Genomic DNA, 16341 nt, shown 5'->3' with positions numbered 1-16341 from the left:
CTCATCCACTTTCTCCAAGGTTAGTTATTCATATTTACTTCTTGTAACGGCTGTAAATCCTCCATAAAATCAAGTAAAGATCCTACAGTAAGAAATGCCTTTGGATCCACCTCATCCTCTGGGACACATAACTTCAAATCCATTTCTATGTATACGATGAGCTGTAACATCATGACCGAATCTATATATAAATCTTGATTTAAGCGCATTATTTCTTCTAAATGCGTTACATTTTTCAGTTCCATTTTTCCTGTCATAATTTTCAACACTGCATTCTTTAACGTTTCACGTCTCATACTGTAACCTCTCTCATCTCTAGTAACTTTCTACTTACTTTTCCAGTCTTATTTTTCGGAATTTCAGTTACACTTTCAATTTCATGCGGAACTTTATAAGACGGTAAGTGCTTCATACACCATTCCCTGATTTGCACGGGATCTATTTGAGAGATCACTTTCGCTTTCACAATTTCGCCCATCACGGGATGTTTTCCTCGATATACTATCACCTCTTGGACACCTTCTAATCGAAGCATCATTTCTTCTACCTCTATAGGAAAGACTTTTAATCCTGAAACATTAATAACATCATCCATGCGCCCTATAAAATGAAGGCCATGCTCAGATTGATATCCCAAATCTTTCGTAAAAATTTCCTTATCGTTCATTTTCACTACGATTTCTTCAGGCGTATTTTCATCTGAACCTATGCTTATACTCACATGAGGTAGTGGATTTCCTAGATCTAAATGGCTTTTCATATCATGACATACACTAATACAACCTGCTTCAGAACAACCGTATTGCTGCATCATATATGTTGTCATTTCTTTTAGTTTATGAAATAGTGCTTCTGGCAAAGGTGCTCCAGATGTCATAATTTTATGAAACTGAAACGTCCCCTGAGGGAAACTCCCCATAATATGCAGCATAAGTGGTACTGCATATATGATATGTTTTTCTGTATTGCGAACTATATTTAATGCGAATTTAGGATTTTTATTCGTAATGATGATAGGCTTGCTTCCCCTCGTAATTGCAGATAACGTACCACATATTAGCCCATATGAATGTGAAACAGGAGCCATAACGATCGGCACTTCATCCACTTCACAGTTTAAAGCTTCATTATAAGCAGTAATTTCCGCTTCAACTTCCGTCCAGGCTCTACGAATCAGTTTCGGTTCTCCTGTTGTTCCAGAACTATATTGCAATAAAGAAGGCTCTTCTAGTAAAGCGTTCACTACTTCTAATTTCGTAAAACTGCCATATTCTCCACATAAAATCCCGATACAATTTGCACGTTTTGCCATTTCAATAGCCGTTTCTTTTGGCGTATCTTCGTGTATAAGTAATACTGATGATTTCTTTTCTTTTAAGAACAACACAAGCGTAATAATATCAAATGGATCTTTCAGACAAAGCGCAAATCTATTTCCTTCTGCTTCTTGAAATTGTTCCATTTCCTCATAAACTTGTAATCTCAAGTCAAAATCACTTTTGCTATACTCTTGTTTATTAACGATTAGCATAATTTCCCCCTGTAACAACTGATTTTTGTATGATAAGTTGCCTTGCTTTATATAATGGGTTTGGGACTTCATGAACAAGTGATTCCACGTCCAAATATAAACGACGCTTCGTTAATTGTTCGGCATAGAATGTAGGAGTGTATAATTGAATGTTTTCAAACCTATCTTGCAAATGTGGATATTTTCTTAAATGATTTTCAATTTCTTCAACAACCATCATCCAAAAACTTTCTTCTTTCCATTCATATTCATCCGCAAGTACGAAAGCTAATTCTCCTAAGTTAAATAAGAAAAGTGCATCTAATACCATCTCTTGCAAACATTCGATACGATCCATTTCAAAGAAATCATTCATTTTTCCATTTGCATACGTTTTATGCATTTTAGTAAAGTCCGGACATTTGTCAATTTCTTTCAAGAATGGACGATAAAACTCAATTCCTTCATGAAAGTCCTTTAATGCAATACGGACAGGGACTCCTTCTTTATGAACGAAAATCATATTTTGCCCGTGTGATTCTAATGCAATTCCATGCTCTACAACAAGATGTAAAACCGGTATTATCGCTTTTTGAATGAGTAATTGTAGCCAATTTTCTATTCCATATTTCTTTAACCATGCATCAATAATTGGTGTACCATCTTTCTCTTTTGCATATAAGCCGTTAAAGGGCACTGCGTCCTCTTGTTCATCTAAATGTTTGTGAACGCTTTCGCGCCAAATACATCCTAATGAACCATATACAGATTTCTTATTCGTATCATACGTTACACTCGAAAACTCATTTAACAAAATGATGCGTGATTCATCTCGTAAATACGAATCATGACTTACCACCTCATGTAACCAATTCGATATAGCTGGTGCACTCACAACAGAATATGGTTTTAACGTACGGAGTGTTGAAGTGTTGAGTATATTCAACGATAACTTTACATACGGTTTCTTTGGATTCGTAACATTTCTTAACGTCCTCATAGATTGTTGTGCACAATAATCATCTTCTGATTTTCCTAAATAAATAATACATTTATCCTGTATATGATCAGCATAATGCGGAATGATGAAATTCTCCCACTGCCAAGGATGAATAGGTATAAACACGTACTGTTTTGGATTACATCCCGCACTGTAAATTCGTTCCATAAACTCTTCTAATTTACGCTCGCCAATCTCATCTATTAAAATTTTGTTATAAATTACTTCATTCTCATAACCTACACTTGTGTATTTTTTATGAGCTGCAATCCATATGAGTTTCATTGGCTGCATAAACTCATATCCGTATTGAAAATTATCACGATATTGAAAGCCAATACGTGCTTTATAGCTAGGATGATAGGGATGGCCATCTATTAAATGACTTTCAAACTCATCGTAAGATTTTCGAGTGTATTCTTCCTTATTATTTCTTTCATATTGTGCAATCGTGTCTTTAAATATCGTTTGTTCTAATTCGTAAATAAAAGAATCTAATTTAGTTCGTTCCACGTTAACAACTCGAAAAACTTCTTCCAAAAATTGCGACACAGATTGTATTTCTTGTTGTTCATCTTGGACTCTTACTATTAATGAGTCTAAAGAGATACGTCCGAATGTCACTCTTTCTCTTCCGTAGCATTGGTACGAAACACTTTTGTTTTCTTCATCAAGTCCTTGTATAATAAACAGAATTTTTTCTTCCTTCTCTACACGAACTGGCGTTATAATCCCCTCATAAATTAACGATTCTACTAATTGACGTAACACTCTTCTTCGCACTGAAATGTAATCTTCTGATTCCAGCGCCTTCAATATTTTCGTGTGATACATATCCACTCTCATAAATCCCTCCACCTTATGACAAAACATCAAATTCCATTATTTGTATTGCGTGAAATTTTATCGTTACTTATGAACGAACTGCCACTGCTCTTACAAGTGGATTATGTACTTGTACATAAATTGCTTGTTCTAACGGATTGCTTAACTCATCGACATCGAAAAATCTCGTTAATAAATTTGCTTTACATGCCAACTTATCCTCTTCCAACAATTCTCTTAAAAAGGTAGAAGGTTCACGGTTATAAGGAAGAAACGATTCAAGTACAGATCTTAATTCCGAGAGAAGAACTTCCTCCTTAATTAATCCTGCTGTACCAAAACCATTAATGAGTCCAAACATATGATTAAAAATTAAATAGTAACGAAATCTTTCATCTACAATATAATCGTCATATAAATTTCCAGTACATTCGCCAATACCAGCCAACTCATTATTCAGCATCTCTTTCATTGAATTACAGAAATAAAACCCTTGATTATCACGGAAATAATATTTTACCGGATAACCATCCTTCAGCTGAACAACACTATTTTGCTGATGAGCTTCTAATGCAACACCATACTGTAAATACATCCATACCATCGGTTTTAAAGAAATATTTATATATCGTCTAAACCACTCTAAACTTACTTCTTCACAGCTTTTACTTTCTAAATCTGCTAGGTGATGAATGATGTTTGATAAGCGTGTACGTTCTCCAGGGATAGCATCTTGAACTAATCCAGCTATTAAAGTAACATCATTTGCTTGCTCATTATAAAAAGGATTCTCTCGTATAATCACTTCAAATCCAGACTCTTCTGTTCCGTAATGTAGTGTAATAAATGCCGGATCACAAATAAAATCGAAACCTGGGAACTTTTCTAGCACTTCACCAATTGCCGTATTTAGCATTTCTTTCCCTTCAATACCACTCTCTAGTTCCTTCAATTTATTAATGCGCATTGAATTTGTTACTTTCACTGGAAATGAAAACTTAAACATATATTTTGAATGGGGATGATATAGCGTCCTAAGTGAGGATGTTGCCATATAATACTTTCCTGCAGGACCGATAGATTCAAGTACCCCTTGTTCTATCCACTCTTGTACGTATGGTTGGTGTAATAGCCATTCTGCCTGAAGCGGATGAATTGGAATTAATGAATATTCATCTTTCTTACAATACTTCAATTTAAATTCCTTACTCACCATCTCATCATTACTTAATTCTTTTTTTATAATCGTTGTAGTAGAGTCTAATAATAATGATCTTTCATTTACTATATTTTTATGTGCCCGAAAATAATGAAGCTGGCATTCTCCTTTTAATTCTGGAGAATACATTGCACTTTTCCAATCCAATATACCTTGTCTACTTTTTGGTGTAGGATGAGTTAAATGCCCAAATAATAAAGACTGCTCCGCCTCTATAAAGGTTGTATGGAAACTATATAATGCAGACGTATCTTCTATTCTCTCCTTCATAAATTCCTCAATATTTTGACAACTACGAATAACTCGAAGCATCAGTTCAGCAGGATTCGTTCCTTCCCCGTAGTTGATAGACATCTCTTTTATTAAAAACATAATAACTGTAACGTAATCTGCCTTTATAACAGTTTTACTTTCTCCAATTTGATAATAAAACTGTTCTCCAAACAAATGACGATCTGTTGATGATTTATATATAACTTCTCCAAACAAAGTAACATTCTGTGCCGATAGCCTACAACATAAATATGTGGGAACTGTATTTCTATTCATCGTATTACTGAAGATATTTTCCATTCTTTCATCCCCTGTAATCCATTCTCCACTTCCTGTTTCTCTTAAATAACAGTTTAAAAAACTTTGTATTGTTGCATGTTCTGCGATTTTTTTCGCATGCTGCATACTTCTCCTCCTCTTTATATGAACACTAGCGGAATCTCATATTACAACTTATAATTGAATATCGTTATCAATTATAAATTGTAAATGATTATCATTATCAATTCAATAGTTTATTTCAGAATTTTTAAATCTTAATAAATATGTATTTTTTTAGCCTTTCTTTAATCTAATTAAAAATACACAAGAAAAATTCTTATTTCCAAACTATATACTTACTATTCTCATTAGTAACCCATCCAAAATAGTTAAACAAAAGAGGTATACCTAAATTGGTATACCTCTTTCAAACATTAAGTTTACATAATAATATTATTTATATTTCTCCAACAATACGCTGTTTCTTCTACCTGTAATCTCTCTAAAAATTTCGTATCAATTTTTTCAGGATTAAATTTTTCATAAAACTTTTTAGAAGGATTATTTGTAACGACCCAAACTAAAAGAGATTGTATATCATGTTTTATACATTCCGATAGTAACGCTTGAAATAACTTTTGTCCTATTTTCATTCCTTGATACTGTTGTAAAAGGTATATCGCATATAATTCCCCATCGCAATTATATGTACCTGTTCTTTCTATACCTCCATCGATGAATCCAACTATTTCTCCATTTAATGTCTCTGCTACAAATCTATATTGGTGATCACCTTCTTTTTGAAAAATGTTTTTCCATTGTTTTTCTCGTTGTTCATATGTTATACTTTCTAAAATTTCGTTAGCGAATATCCCTTTGTACGTTGTTTTCCAGCTATCAGTGTGTACCTTCGCTATACCTGATATATCATCTTTTATCGCTTTTCTAATATGTATCTCCATCATTTTCTCCCCCTTGTTTACTCATCATTATATCAATTCCCCTCCTTAAAATTCCAAATAAAAAAGAGTGAATTCACTTCACTCTTTTTTCCTTACAATTATCTACTCTCCACTTCAACTGAAACAACACGATCAATTTCTTTTAGTGAACTATATAACTCAGTTGTATATAAATCTTCTGGAGCTAAAATAACCATCTCTAGTTGCTGGAATGCTCCGCTATCTATATCTTTAATTTTCACTCGTTTCACATGCATGCCTAATTTTTTAATCTGCTTAAATATACGATCTAATTCTTGATGCTCTTTTACAGTAATTTTTATAGATAGGTCCTTTTGTCTTAATGAATACGGGCCGGCAATTTTCACAAGATGAGGAAGTACGTTAATCGCTAAAATAATTAAAATCATAGCAACCGTCGCTTGTATATAAAATCCCGCCCCAATTGCAATACCTAAAGCTGAAGCAGCCCACACCATAGAGGCTGTCGTTAATCCAGAAATAACGTCATTACTTCTTCGTAAAATAACACCTGCACCAAGAAAACCAATCCCACTAACAATTTGAGCAGCAAGACGCATTGGATCCATATTTGTATGTCCTGGCACTGAATATACATGTACTGATTCAATTGAAACTATCGTAATTAAACAACTTGCTACAGAAATAACCATACTTGTTTTCACACCAAGTGGTTTATTCTTTAGCTGCCTATCTATCCCGATGAATAATCCTAAAAAGAGTGCTAAACCTAATTTGAGTAAAAATTCATATGACATATTTCATTCTCCTTACTTTCCAATGATTCCCTTCGAATAACTCACTATAACTCTTTTATGATATCAATTCCAGCCTTTTCTATTCATTTAACGTAAAAAACCGAAAAAACATTTGTAACGATGTTTCTCCGGCTTTTTATTACACTTAAGGTTCTTCTTTATTTCTGATCTTTAATCTTAATCTCTGCATCTTTGTAGAATGCTAATTTACTGTCATTATACTCTTTTGTGAAATTGTTAAATTGCTCTTTTGATTTTTGTGCTTCCTCAGTTAATTCATTAACAACTTTAACTTTTTCATCAATCTCTTTTAATTTCGTTTCTTTTACTTTTAATTTTTCATACAGTTCTTTTTCAGTTGCTAACGCCTTCGTATAATTTTCATTCATCTTTTGGAATGCATCATAACGATTTTTATACGACTCTTCTACTGCTTTCGCTTGTTTTTGTAACTTCTTATCTTCAAGCTTCTCTATATTTTCTTGAACAGATTTCGTTTCCTTCTGTGCTTTTTCAAGCATTTCTTTCTCATTTTTCAATACTTTTTCACGGTCATCTACATTTGCAGTAGCTTGCTCTATTTTCTTCATAACAGCTTCATTATGCTCTTTACCTTCTTGTAAAATTTGAGAATATAGTTCTTGACCTTCTTTCTCTAACTTCTCTAACTTCTTCGCTTCATCAACTAATGTTTTTTCTTGTGTCGCCGCTGTTTCGAAAGCTGTATATAGATTTTCTTCTGGTTTTTCACCGAAACAACCTGTTAATAGTCCTACTGATAGTGCTCCCACTACTGCTACTTTTCCATACTTCAACGTTCATTCCTCCATTACATACGGTTATCATGCCAGAAATTCACTGGGAAGTGACTCTCTTCATGATAAGCTTCAAACTCATAACCCTTTTCCTTTAACCCTTTTAAAATTGCTGGCACAGCAGCAACTGATTGCGGATGTATGTCATGCATTAAAATGACTTCCTGTGGTTTTGTTGCATTTGTTATTACATTTTGAGCAATTTGTGCTGCAGCTGCATCAACTTGCATTTTGTTATATTTCCAATCTAATGAATCAATTGTCCAATCCCATACTTTAAAACCGTCCTCTACCACTTTATTTCGAAGGCCTTCATTTAATCCAGGCATCGAACCGTATGGTGGACGTGTTAATTTAGGTGATTTCCCAATAATATTTGCGATTAAGCTTTGATCTTCTTTCATCTCATTTACATACTCGCCATTTTTATATAACTTCGCAAAACTATGTGTCATACTATGCATACCTACATAATGACCCTCTGCATTTTCACGTTTTACTAAATCCGGAAACTCTTTTACATTCGCTCCGATTAAAAAGAATGTCGCCTTCGCATCATGTTGTTTTAACGTATTTAATAATTCAGCCGTATATTTCCCAGGACCATCATCAAATGTCAAATAAGCAACTTTTCTTTCTTTTCCATTAAAACGACTCGGTGCCGTTTTATTCATTTCGACTTTCGGTTGTTCACTTGCAAGCTGAACTACATTTTCTTGTTTCGCAACAGCTTTTGCTGGTGAAGTAATAGATTGAAACATGAAATACCCAATAGCTACTGCTGCAATCGCTATTAAAACGACTACTACTCGTTTAATTTTAAAAGCTTTTCCCATTCTATCGAATCCCTCTCCCTATTAATCTTATATATAAATCGCCCAATATAATTATACATCTATTTACTTTATTTCACTATATGAATAGACTACATATGTATTATAATGGGAGTTTTATCAAAATTGTTGTTCCTATTCTTCTTTATTTACAATAATGAAATGAATTTTCTTTTTTTCCTCTTTAGGAGTCAATTACCAAATCATCTTCTCTAGTATATCGTACAATTGCACCTTTTGTTTATATAAATTAAAATGATTTAACTATTATTTTTCTAAAATCAAAAAACGTTACAGAAAAGTTACAAATCCATTCCGATAAAAAAAGATTGGCAAAGGCCAATCTTTTTTTATACTATTCATTACGAACTGGTTGTGGTGTTACACCTAAATGCTGATTCAACTTATTTGAAATATCTTTCACATTTTTTTCATTTGGAATGTAATAATAAATACCACCGATACGTTTATCTGTACCTTCAATTTGCATTTTTTCCATTTGCAGATCAGATCCAGCCATATTTTTCGTAATAGCAAGCATATCATCAAACGTTAAATTTGTTTTCATATTGTTATCCACTGCATCAAGTAACGAGCCCATTTTGCTAATTGATTGAACAGACATAGCTTTTTTCGCAATTGCTTCAATTACAAGTTGTTGTCTTTGCCCACGCATTGCGTCACTATCAATTTTACGTGTTCTTGCAAGTGCAAGTGCTTGTTCACCATTTAAATGTTGATAACCTTTTTCTAAATGAATCATACCTGCTTGGTCTTTACTATCTTGCTCTGTGAAAGTAACAGGTACATCAATATCAATACCGCCTAGTGAATCTACAATTTGAACAAATGACTCAAAGTTAAACTTCACATAGTAATCAACTGGAACATTTAAAAATCTTTCCACAGTATCTCGCGTACTTTCAACACCACCAAATACGTGTGCATGAGTAATTTTATCTAATTTTTTTCTAGATGGAATATACACACGTGAATCACGCGGAATACTAACTAATTTAACAGATTTATCCTCTTTATTAATTGTTGCTAATAAAAGTGCATCTGTTCGAACTGCATCACCATATTGGCTTTTTCTCATGTCACTTCCATCTACACCCATAATTAAAATTGAGATGTTATCCTTTAATGGTTCAACTTCTTTATCACGTTTTGATGACTTATCAATTTCTGCATATGAAGCACTTACAACCGCTTTTGCTTTGTTATATATGAACGATCCATATCCTACTCCTCCAAAAATAAGTAGGAAAAATGGAATTATAATGAACCATTTTATTGACTTTCTTTTAGAACGTTTTTTATTACTTCTCGTGTTTTGTTCTAATTCAGAGCTCATATCCATTCGCCTCGCTTTCTCTTTCCCTAGTATAATGTAAGTCTATTTATCTTCATATTGAATTTCCTTTCAATTACCTTACATTTTTGTAAGGTTACTTTATGAATCCAATATGTATTCCATTTCACATTATACTCTTGTGTTTATTTTTGGCAAGAGACTATTTATACAAAAACATTAAATTCATATATATTAATTTAATTAATTCAGTTTATACATGATTTGCTTCCCATTATTAATAATTAACGTGGATTTTGCTTTAACTTTCTTTTTCTATTTCCACATCATCGTTAGAGAATTTCACAATGATTTTAATATCTTTTCTATATGAAGAAAATTGCACTAATATATCCTCTGACAAATATGCAAAATGACATCGTTGTAAGAAGACATATCACTATCATTTTTTCATCTTCTGCACCTCCACTAATGAATATACAGGTGCTTTGTTACAGGAATATGGAAAAAAACAATAGAGCTAACGTATAGCTAGCTCTATTGTGAATATTAAAAATAAGTTTATATGGACAACTATAACCTGCTTAAAATATATGTAGTACAATAACCGTTTTTTTTATCCTCACTAATTATAAAAGCAAATAATTCAAAGTTTTAACATGCATTTCTTAACTAAAAAAATAAGTGTATATAATATACCCTAAAACTAGCACTAATATTACTAGCGCTGTACCTTTCCAATTCATACCACCCGTCATATCAACTGGACTACCCGTTTCCGCTCTATTGAGCCCATCATGTAAAGAACCGGTAGGATTATTGTTCAATTCACTTTGCCTTATACGTTCTCTTTTTTCTTCTGGTGACTCTTTACTCATATAATCACCTCTAAAACAATGAATTTTTCACTAAATTATACAATATTAGTGTTCATTTTATATGCCCATTAAAAAAATATTTACAACATAAAGAAAGCTAACGATGCTAACTCTCTTTATAATTCAATATGTTCTTCCTTATTTACAGTAATCCCTGTATGATCGATTTCAAGCTCCCATACTTTCATAGCTGAAAATACTCTTGCTAATTGCTCAGCAATTTCTTGACGTTTCTCATACGGCGTTAGTATAAAAATAGATGGTCCTGCGCCGCTAAGCGCTGTGCCATATGCACCGAATTCTTTCGCACATTTACGTATAGATGGTAATAACGGTACGAGTTCTAAACGATATGGCTCGTGAAAATGATCTCTTTCCATCATTTCACCTACAACTTCCCACCGCTTTTGACATAATGCAGCTACTAATACATTACTTATCGCACTAGCCTTAACTGCTTCATGAAACGAAAACACATCTGGTAATACAGATCGGCTTTCATCCGTATTTAACTCTGCATTGGGAATAAGAGAAATTACGCCTAATTCCTTACTCTCAATTCTTACAAGCGAAACATTCTTTCCATCTAAGGCTCCAATTACTGTTCCGCCTAAAATAGAAGCTGCAACATTATCTGGATGCCCTTCAAAATTTGTAGCAATTTGAACTTTTTGATCAGTTGTTAAATGTAAATTGCCAAGTTGATTCGCAAGCTCTATTCCGGCTACAATCGCTGATGCGCTACTTCCTAAACCCCTTGTTAGCGGAATATTACTAGTAACTTCTATTATATAGGGTGACAAAGAAGGACACACTTTACATGCCGTACTAACAATTAAATTTTTATCGTCTGTCGGAATTGAATCTTCAAAGGAATGGATGACTTGCCACTTATCAGCTGTCTCCTTTACAATGACCTCTAAATATAATGATAATGCTATTCCTACTGAATCAAATCCAGGTCCAACATTCGCTGTACTAGCAGGAACACGAATACTTAATGGTATCACGACATAATCACCCCTTTTATATGCTCTTTAATTTGTTCTATATTATTTGAAACATTTGCAATGTCTAATTGATTAGAAGAAATTGCGATATCAGGATCTTTCAAACCGTTTCCAGTTAAAACTGCAACAACTGTTTCTCCCTTTTTGATTTTTCCAGATTGAACATGTTTCATTACACCCGCTAATGAAGCATTTGATCCTGGCTCAGCAAAAACGCCTTCTGTTTTTGCTAATAATCTATACGCATGTAATATTTCTTCATCTGATACCATATCTATTTCACCGTGAGACTGCTTAGCAGCCTCTACTGCATATGACCAACTTGCTGGGTTACCGATGCGAATCGCTGTTGCAATTGTTTCAGGTTCTTCAATTACGTGTCCTTTAACAATTGCAGCTGCTCCTTCCGCTTCAAAGCCGTGAATTCTTGGCTTCTTATAGCCTTTTTCTTTTTCATATTCACAGAAGCCCTTCCAGTATGCTGTAATATTTCCTGCATTCCCAACAGGGATAGCTAGAACATCTGGTGCGCTTTGCAACTGGTCACAAATTTCGAACGCTGCTGTTTTTTGCCCTTCAATTCGGTAAGGATTTACCGAGTTAACTAATGTAATTGGCTCTTCTGCAGCAATCTTTCTTACAGCCTTAAGTGCATCATCGAAATTCCCTTCTATTGAAATAATTTCCGCTCCATATGCGACCGCTTGTGCTAATTTCCCATGCGCAATTTTTCCTTCTGGGATTACGATAATACATTTCATTCCGAGGCGTGCCGCATATGCGGCAGCCGATGCGGATGTATTACCTGTTGATGCACAAATGATTGCCTCCGAACCTTCTTCTTTCGCCTTTGCAACGGCCATTACCATACCACGATCTTTAAAAGAGCCTGTCGGATTCGCTCCTTCATACTTCCCGTATAACTGAATCCCTAATTGTTTTGATATATTTAATAATGGAATAAGAGGTGTATTCCCTTCCATTAAGCTCACATCAGGTGTATTTTTATTCACTGGTAAATACGAAGCATATTGTTTTAATAATCCTTTATACATATTGTTTTTCCTCCTCAATAATGTAGTAACTATTTATTTCACTTGCGACATCTTCTATCGCTCCCAACACTCGTTCGAATTGATACTTTGAAGTTTGATGTGTCACAACAACGACTTCTGCAAGCTCACGATTCAAAGGTAATTGAATTACCTCCTTTAAACTTACAGAATAACTAACGAAACATTCTGTTATTTTTTGCAACATCCCAGGTTCATCTCGTAATGAAATACGTAAGAAATATTTCGAAACGACTTCTTCATCTCCCTGTAATTCATACGGCACTGGTTCTTTTAACACACTTTTATTTTTCGGAACTTGATTCATATTTTTAACGATTGAAATAATATCACTTACTACTGCAGAACCAGTCGGTAACTTCCCAGCTCCAGGGCCATAAAACATCACTTCTCCTACTGCTTGACCGTGAACATACACTGCATTGAACTCATTATTTACATTCGATAACGGATGATGACTTGGTAAAAGCGTCGGTTCTACACTTAAATGAATGGCTGATCCTTGTTTCTCCGCCTTACCAATTAATTTCATAGTAAATCCTAACTTTTCAGCCATTTGTAAATCTTCTTTTTCGATCTTTCGAATCCCTCTTACTTGCACATCATCTAAAGAAACATTCATCGAAAATCCTAAGTTCGCAAGGATTGCTACTTTTCTCGCCGCATCTAGTCCATCTACATCCGCTGTCGGATCTGATTCTGCAAATCCTAATTTTTGCGCCTCTTGTAAAGCCTCTTCATACGACCATCCGTTTTGACTCATCTTTGTTAACATGTAATTTGTTGTTCCATTTACAATTCCCATTATTTTTTCAATTTGATCTGAAGCTAACCCATCTGTTAACCCTCTTAACACTGGAATACCGCCCGCTACACTTGCTTCATAACATAAATCACAATCATTTTCGTTCGCTAATTTGAGAAGCTCTGCACCGTATACAGCCATTAAATCTTTATTTGCTGTTACGACATGCTTCTTATTTCGTAAAGCCTTAACGATATGCTGTTTTGCTTCTTCAATCCCGCCCATTACCTCTACTACAATATCAATATTTGGATCATTTAGAACTTCATCGACATTACTTGTTACTACGATTCCATCAATACAAACATCACGTTCTTTTTCTAAGTCACGTACAACGACTGCCTTTACCATTACTTCATACCCTGTATCAAGAGCGATTTTTTTATAATGCTCTTTCAAAATATGAACAACACCACTTCCGACCGTACCTAAACCGATTACCCCAACATTAATAACATTATTCATCTTCTAATCTCCTCCTACAATTTTATTATTTATCCCTATCAATCACCTTGCTCTGCTTTTTAATCATGCAGGTGGTGGTTATTTCCGTACGAACAAATCGTTTCATGTTACAGCACCTCCTTTCAAAGTAATAAAAAAACACACTCATCCCTAGGAAAGGGACGAATGTGTTTTCGTGGTTCCACCCTTGTTCCAACCTAGACGTATTTTCTTCTAGATTGCTCAAGTTCAGATAACGGCTGATACCGTCAATAATTACTAGATTGCTCGTTCACTATTGAAGTTCAAAGGTGGTAAAATCATTTCTCGTGTTAGGAAGCTCACACCCTTGACTTCCCTCTCTGTAAACCGTAAAAATGATTTCGTGTCCTTATCGTTACTTTTTTCGTTCATGTTTATTTGTTAACTCATTATACTCGCATAAAAAACAAAATCAACACTATTTTTTAATTATTTAAAATTTTCATTTTTTAATTCTGTAAAAAAACACACTCATCCCTAGGAAAGGGACGAATGTGTTTTCGTGGTTCCACCCTTGTTCCAACCTAGACGTATTTTCTTCTAGATTGCTCAAGTTCAGATAACGGCTGATACCGTCAATAATTACTAGATTGCTCGTTCACTATTGAAGTTCAAAGGTGGTAAAATCATTTCTCGTGTTAGGAAGCTCACACCCTTGACTTCCCTCTCTGTAAACCGTAAAAATGATTTCGTGTCCTTATCGTTACTTTTTCGTTCATGTCTATTTGTTAACTTATTATAGTTATCAATTTTTTAAAAAGCAAGCCTATTTTTCTCCACTATTTTTAAGAGTCTGAATTATTATATTTTAAAATAACAAATCATCTCATACATATTTCTACTCTTACATATCTATTCATTACATACAAACTAACAATATTCATATTACAGTCTCACTCTAAAACGTTTAGCATTTCATACTCCAACACTATATTTAAAAAGTAATTTTTAATACAATCTTTCCCTATAACTTTCTTCTAAAGAACGTGCAATGTCTTCTTCTGAAGCAGTTACTTTCGCATGCTCCCGTAACATTTTTGCAGCTGAAGGTAACTCTTTTTTATTTAACCATGACTCTGACTCCCACATTTTCGAACGAATAAAAGCTTTTGCGCAATGAATATAGCATTCTTCTATTTCAACAACGATTCCAAGTAACGGATTACGTCCATTCGCCTGCATTTCTTTCAAAACTTCTTCATCGTTTGTAATATATGCTTTACCATTTATTCGGAGTGTTTCCCCAAGACCAGGAATAAAAAAGATTAATCCTACGTGCGGATTCGAAATAATATTTAAAATAGAGTCTATGCGACGATTACCCGGTCTTTCAGGGATGATAATTTTATTTTGATTTAATACATATACAAATCCAGGCGCATCCCCTCTCGGCGAAGCATCACACTCTCCTAATTTATTTGCAGTAGACAATACTAGAAAAGGAGATTTAGACAGAAAATCTACGCAATGGTGGTCTAGTGATGAAATAACTTTTTTTAATGCTCGCTCACTTGGTTGCCCCAATATTTTCCGTAACTCTTCCTCTGTTGAAATAATCGATTTTATTTCTTTACTCTCTATCCCCACTTATACCCTCTCCTTTTTCTTTATTTTCCCAAAATTCAATACGAATATTGTATAATAAAATTTGCAGAAAGGGGAATTAAAATGACAGAGTGGTTAACGATATTTGATTCTGAAAGAAATACACTTGGGAAGAAATTACGTGATGAAGTGCACCGTGACGGTGATTGGCACGAAACATTTCATTGTTGGTTTGTAGAAAAAGATGCTGAAGATATGTTCTTATATTTCCAATTGCGCTCTAAAAATAAAAAAGAAGCTCCAAATATATGGGATATCACTTCAGCTGGACATATTATGTATGATGAAGATGTACAAATTGGTGGCCTACGTGAAATTGAAGAAGAATTGGGGCTTTCCTTCCAAACCACTGATTTAGCATACAAGGGCATCTTTAAAATAGATTATGAAATTTCGAACCTCACTGATCGTGAATTTTGCCATATGTATTTTCACAATGTCATCACCTCACTTCCATTCGTACCAGGTGAAGAAGTAGATGATGTAATGAAAGTACATGCAACTTCTGTTCTTCAACTATTAAAAAGAGAGGTTCCATCTTTTACGGCCATTTCTGTTTTAAACAATAAACCGATAACGATAACATTTACAGATATTTATCCGTATGATCTTGCATACTATGAATTTGTAATTGAAAAAGGAAAAGAATTGCTAAAGAATGATAGTTTGTAAATAAAGTAGGACTCCTAGCT

Annotated in this window: 15 protein-coding genes, 1 pseudogene and 2 other annotated features; of the genes and pseudogenes, 1 reads left to right on the top strand and 15 read right to left on the bottom strand. The window is 34.0% G+C overall.

Going from position 1 to position 16341, the window contains the following annotated elements:
- Positions 1 to 20: 20 nt before the first annotated feature.
- From asbD to ACQKNI_RS15140, 15 genes and pseudogenes are all read right to left on the bottom strand, one after another.
- On the bottom strand, positions 21 to 296 hold the full coding sequence (asbD, locus tag ACQKNI_RS15210) for a petrobactin biosynthesis protein AsbD (protein ID WP_088230555.1): 276 nt from the start codon (positions 294 to 296) through the stop codon (positions 21 to 23).
- On the bottom strand, positions 293 to 1531 hold the full coding sequence (locus ACQKNI_RS15205; RefSeq protein WP_088230556.1) for an AMP-binding protein: 1239 nt from the start codon (positions 1529 to 1531) through the stop codon (positions 293 to 295). Before ACQKNI_RS15205 ends, asbD begins: the two co-directional genes overlap by 4 nt.
- Positions 1518 to 3356: an IucA/IucC family protein gene (locus tag ACQKNI_RS15200; RefSeq protein ID WP_098252251.1), complete on the bottom strand. Its 1839-nt coding sequence runs from the start codon at positions 3354 to 3356 to the stop codon at positions 1518 to 1520. Before ACQKNI_RS15200 ends, ACQKNI_RS15205 begins: the two co-directional genes overlap by 14 nt.
- Positions 3357 to 3423: 67 nt before the next feature.
- A complete protein-coding gene (locus tag ACQKNI_RS15195; RefSeq protein WP_088230557.1) occupies positions 3424 to 5232 on the bottom strand; it encodes an IucA/IucC family protein in 1809 nt (602 codons plus the stop codon).
- 296 nt (positions 5233 to 5528) lie between these two features.
- Positions 5529 to 6053 (bottom strand): GNAT family N-acetyltransferase, encoded by a 525-nt coding sequence (locus ACQKNI_RS15190; RefSeq protein WP_088230558.1) that lies wholly within the window; start codon positions 6051 to 6053, stop codon positions 5529 to 5531.
- A 95-nt stretch (positions 6054 to 6148) separates the two neighbouring features.
- Positions 6149 to 6829, bottom strand: coding sequence for an MgtC/SapB family protein (locus ACQKNI_RS15185; RefSeq protein ID WP_088230559.1), 681 nt, complete (start codon positions 6827 to 6829; stop codon positions 6149 to 6151).
- Positions 6830 to 6987: 158 nt separating this feature from the next.
- A complete protein-coding gene (locus ACQKNI_RS15180) occupies positions 6988 to 7644 on the bottom strand; it encodes a YkyA family protein (RefSeq protein WP_088230560.1) in 657 nt (218 codons plus the stop codon).
- 14 nt (positions 7645 to 7658) lie between these two features.
- Positions 7659 to 8480 carry a peptidoglycan-N-acetylglucosamine deacetylase gene (locus tag ACQKNI_RS15175; protein WP_088230561.1) on the bottom strand — a complete coding sequence of 274 codons (822 nt, stop codon included), beginning with the start codon at positions 8478 to 8480 and terminating at the stop codon, positions 7659 to 7661.
- A 195-nt stretch (positions 8481 to 8675) separates the two neighbouring features.
- Positions 8676 to 8738: pseudogene (locus tag ACQKNI_RS15170) on the bottom strand (sensor histidine kinase); the annotation flags it as partial.
- A gap of 94 nt (positions 8739 to 8832) precedes the next feature.
- The gene (locus ACQKNI_RS15165) at positions 8833 to 9834 is read right to left on the bottom strand and encodes an LCP family protein (protein ID WP_088230629.1); all 1002 of its coding nucleotides are present in this window, start codon (positions 9832 to 9834) and stop codon (positions 8833 to 8835) included.
- A gap of 626 nt (positions 9835 to 10460) precedes the next feature.
- Positions 10461 to 10670: a DUF6366 family protein gene (locus ACQKNI_RS15160; protein ID WP_088230562.1), complete on the bottom strand. Its 210-nt coding sequence runs from the start codon at positions 10668 to 10670 to the stop codon at positions 10461 to 10463.
- Positions 10671 to 10786: 116 nt separating this feature from the next.
- On the bottom strand, positions 10787 to 11680 hold the full coding sequence (gene thrB, locus ACQKNI_RS15155; RefSeq protein ID WP_088230563.1) for a homoserine kinase: 894 nt from the start codon (positions 11678 to 11680) through the stop codon (positions 10787 to 10789).
- Positions 11677 to 12735 carry a threonine synthase gene (thrC, locus tag ACQKNI_RS15150; RefSeq protein WP_088230564.1) on the bottom strand — a complete coding sequence of 353 codons (1059 nt, stop codon included), beginning with the start codon at positions 12733 to 12735 and terminating at the stop codon, positions 11677 to 11679. The genes thrB and thrC overlap by 4 nt, the downstream gene beginning before the upstream one ends.
- Complete coding sequence (locus tag ACQKNI_RS15145) at positions 12728 to 14023, bottom strand: homoserine dehydrogenase (protein WP_088230565.1); 1296 nt, start codon at positions 14021 to 14023, stop codon at positions 12728 to 12730. Before ACQKNI_RS15145 ends, thrC begins: the two co-directional genes overlap by 8 nt.
- Before the next feature lie 154 nt (positions 14024 to 14177).
- Positions 14178 to 14409: a binding site (T-box leader), on the bottom strand.
- 116 nt (positions 14410 to 14525) lie between these two features.
- Positions 14526 to 14757: a binding site (T-box leader), on the bottom strand.
- Between the two features lie 235 nt (positions 14758 to 14992).
- Entirely contained in the window at positions 14993 to 15631 is a 639-nt protein-coding gene (locus ACQKNI_RS15140; protein WP_088230567.1) for a pyridoxamine 5'-phosphate oxidase family protein, read from the bottom strand.
- Between the two features lie 81 nt (positions 15632 to 15712).
- Here ACQKNI_RS15140 and ACQKNI_RS15135 point away from each other — a divergent pair, with 81 nt between their 5' ends.
- Positions 15713 to 16321 carry an NUDIX hydrolase gene (locus ACQKNI_RS15135; RefSeq protein WP_088230568.1) on the top strand — a complete coding sequence of 203 codons (609 nt, stop codon included), beginning with the start codon at positions 15713 to 15715 and terminating at the stop codon, positions 16319 to 16321.
- Positions 16322 to 16341: the final 20 nt, after the last annotated feature.

This window comes from Bacillus sp. NPDC094064, assembly GCF_050279585.1.
In the GTDB taxonomy this organism is placed as follows: domain Bacteria; phylum Bacillota; class Bacilli; order Bacillales; family Bacillaceae_G; genus Bacillus_A.
The sequence above is the reverse complement of the archived record's forward strand: the minus strand, read 5'-3'. Positions and strand labels throughout refer to the sequence as shown.

Coding starts and splice junctions, on each gene's coding strand:
- ACQKNI_RS15165 (WP_088230629.1), bottom strand. CDS start 9,834: ATGAGCTCTGAATTAGAACAAAACACGAGAAGTAATAAAAAACGTTCT.
- ACQKNI_RS15205 (WP_088230556.1), bottom strand. CDS start 1,531: ATGCTAATCGTTAATAAACAAGAGTATAGCAAAAGTGATTTTGACTTG.
- ACQKNI_RS15145 (WP_088230565.1), bottom strand. CDS start 14,023: ATGAATAATGTTATTAATGTTGGGGTAATCGGTTTAGGTACGGTCGGA.
- ACQKNI_RS15135 (WP_088230568.1), top strand. CDS start 15,713: ATGACAGAGTGGTTAACGATATTTGATTCTGAAAGAAATACACTTGGG.
- ACQKNI_RS15195 (WP_088230557.1), bottom strand. CDS start 5,232: ATGCAGCATGCGAAAAAAATCGCAGAACATGCAACAATACAAAGTTTT.
- thrC (WP_088230564.1), bottom strand. CDS start 12,735: ATGTATAAAGGATTATTAAAACAATATGCTTCGTATTTACCAGTGAAT.
- ACQKNI_RS15190 (WP_088230558.1), bottom strand. CDS start 6,053: ATGATGGAGATACATATTAGAAAAGCGATAAAAGATGATATATCAGGT.
- ACQKNI_RS15160 (WP_088230562.1), bottom strand. CDS start 10,670: ATGAGTAAAGAGTCACCAGAAGAAAAAAGAGAACGTATAAGGCAAAGT.
- ACQKNI_RS15175 (WP_088230561.1), bottom strand. CDS start 8,480: ATGGGAAAAGCTTTTAAAATTAAACGAGTAGTAGTCGTTTTAATAGCG.
- ACQKNI_RS15200 (WP_098252251.1), bottom strand. CDS start 3,356: ATGAGAGTGGATATGTATCACACGAAAATATTGAAGGCGCTGGAATCA.
- ACQKNI_RS15185 (WP_088230559.1), bottom strand. CDS start 6,829: ATGTCATATGAATTTTTACTCAAATTAGGTTTAGCACTCTTTTTAGGA.
- asbD (WP_088230555.1), bottom strand. CDS start 296: ATGAGACGTGAAACGTTAAAGAATGCAGTGTTGAAAATTATGACAGGA.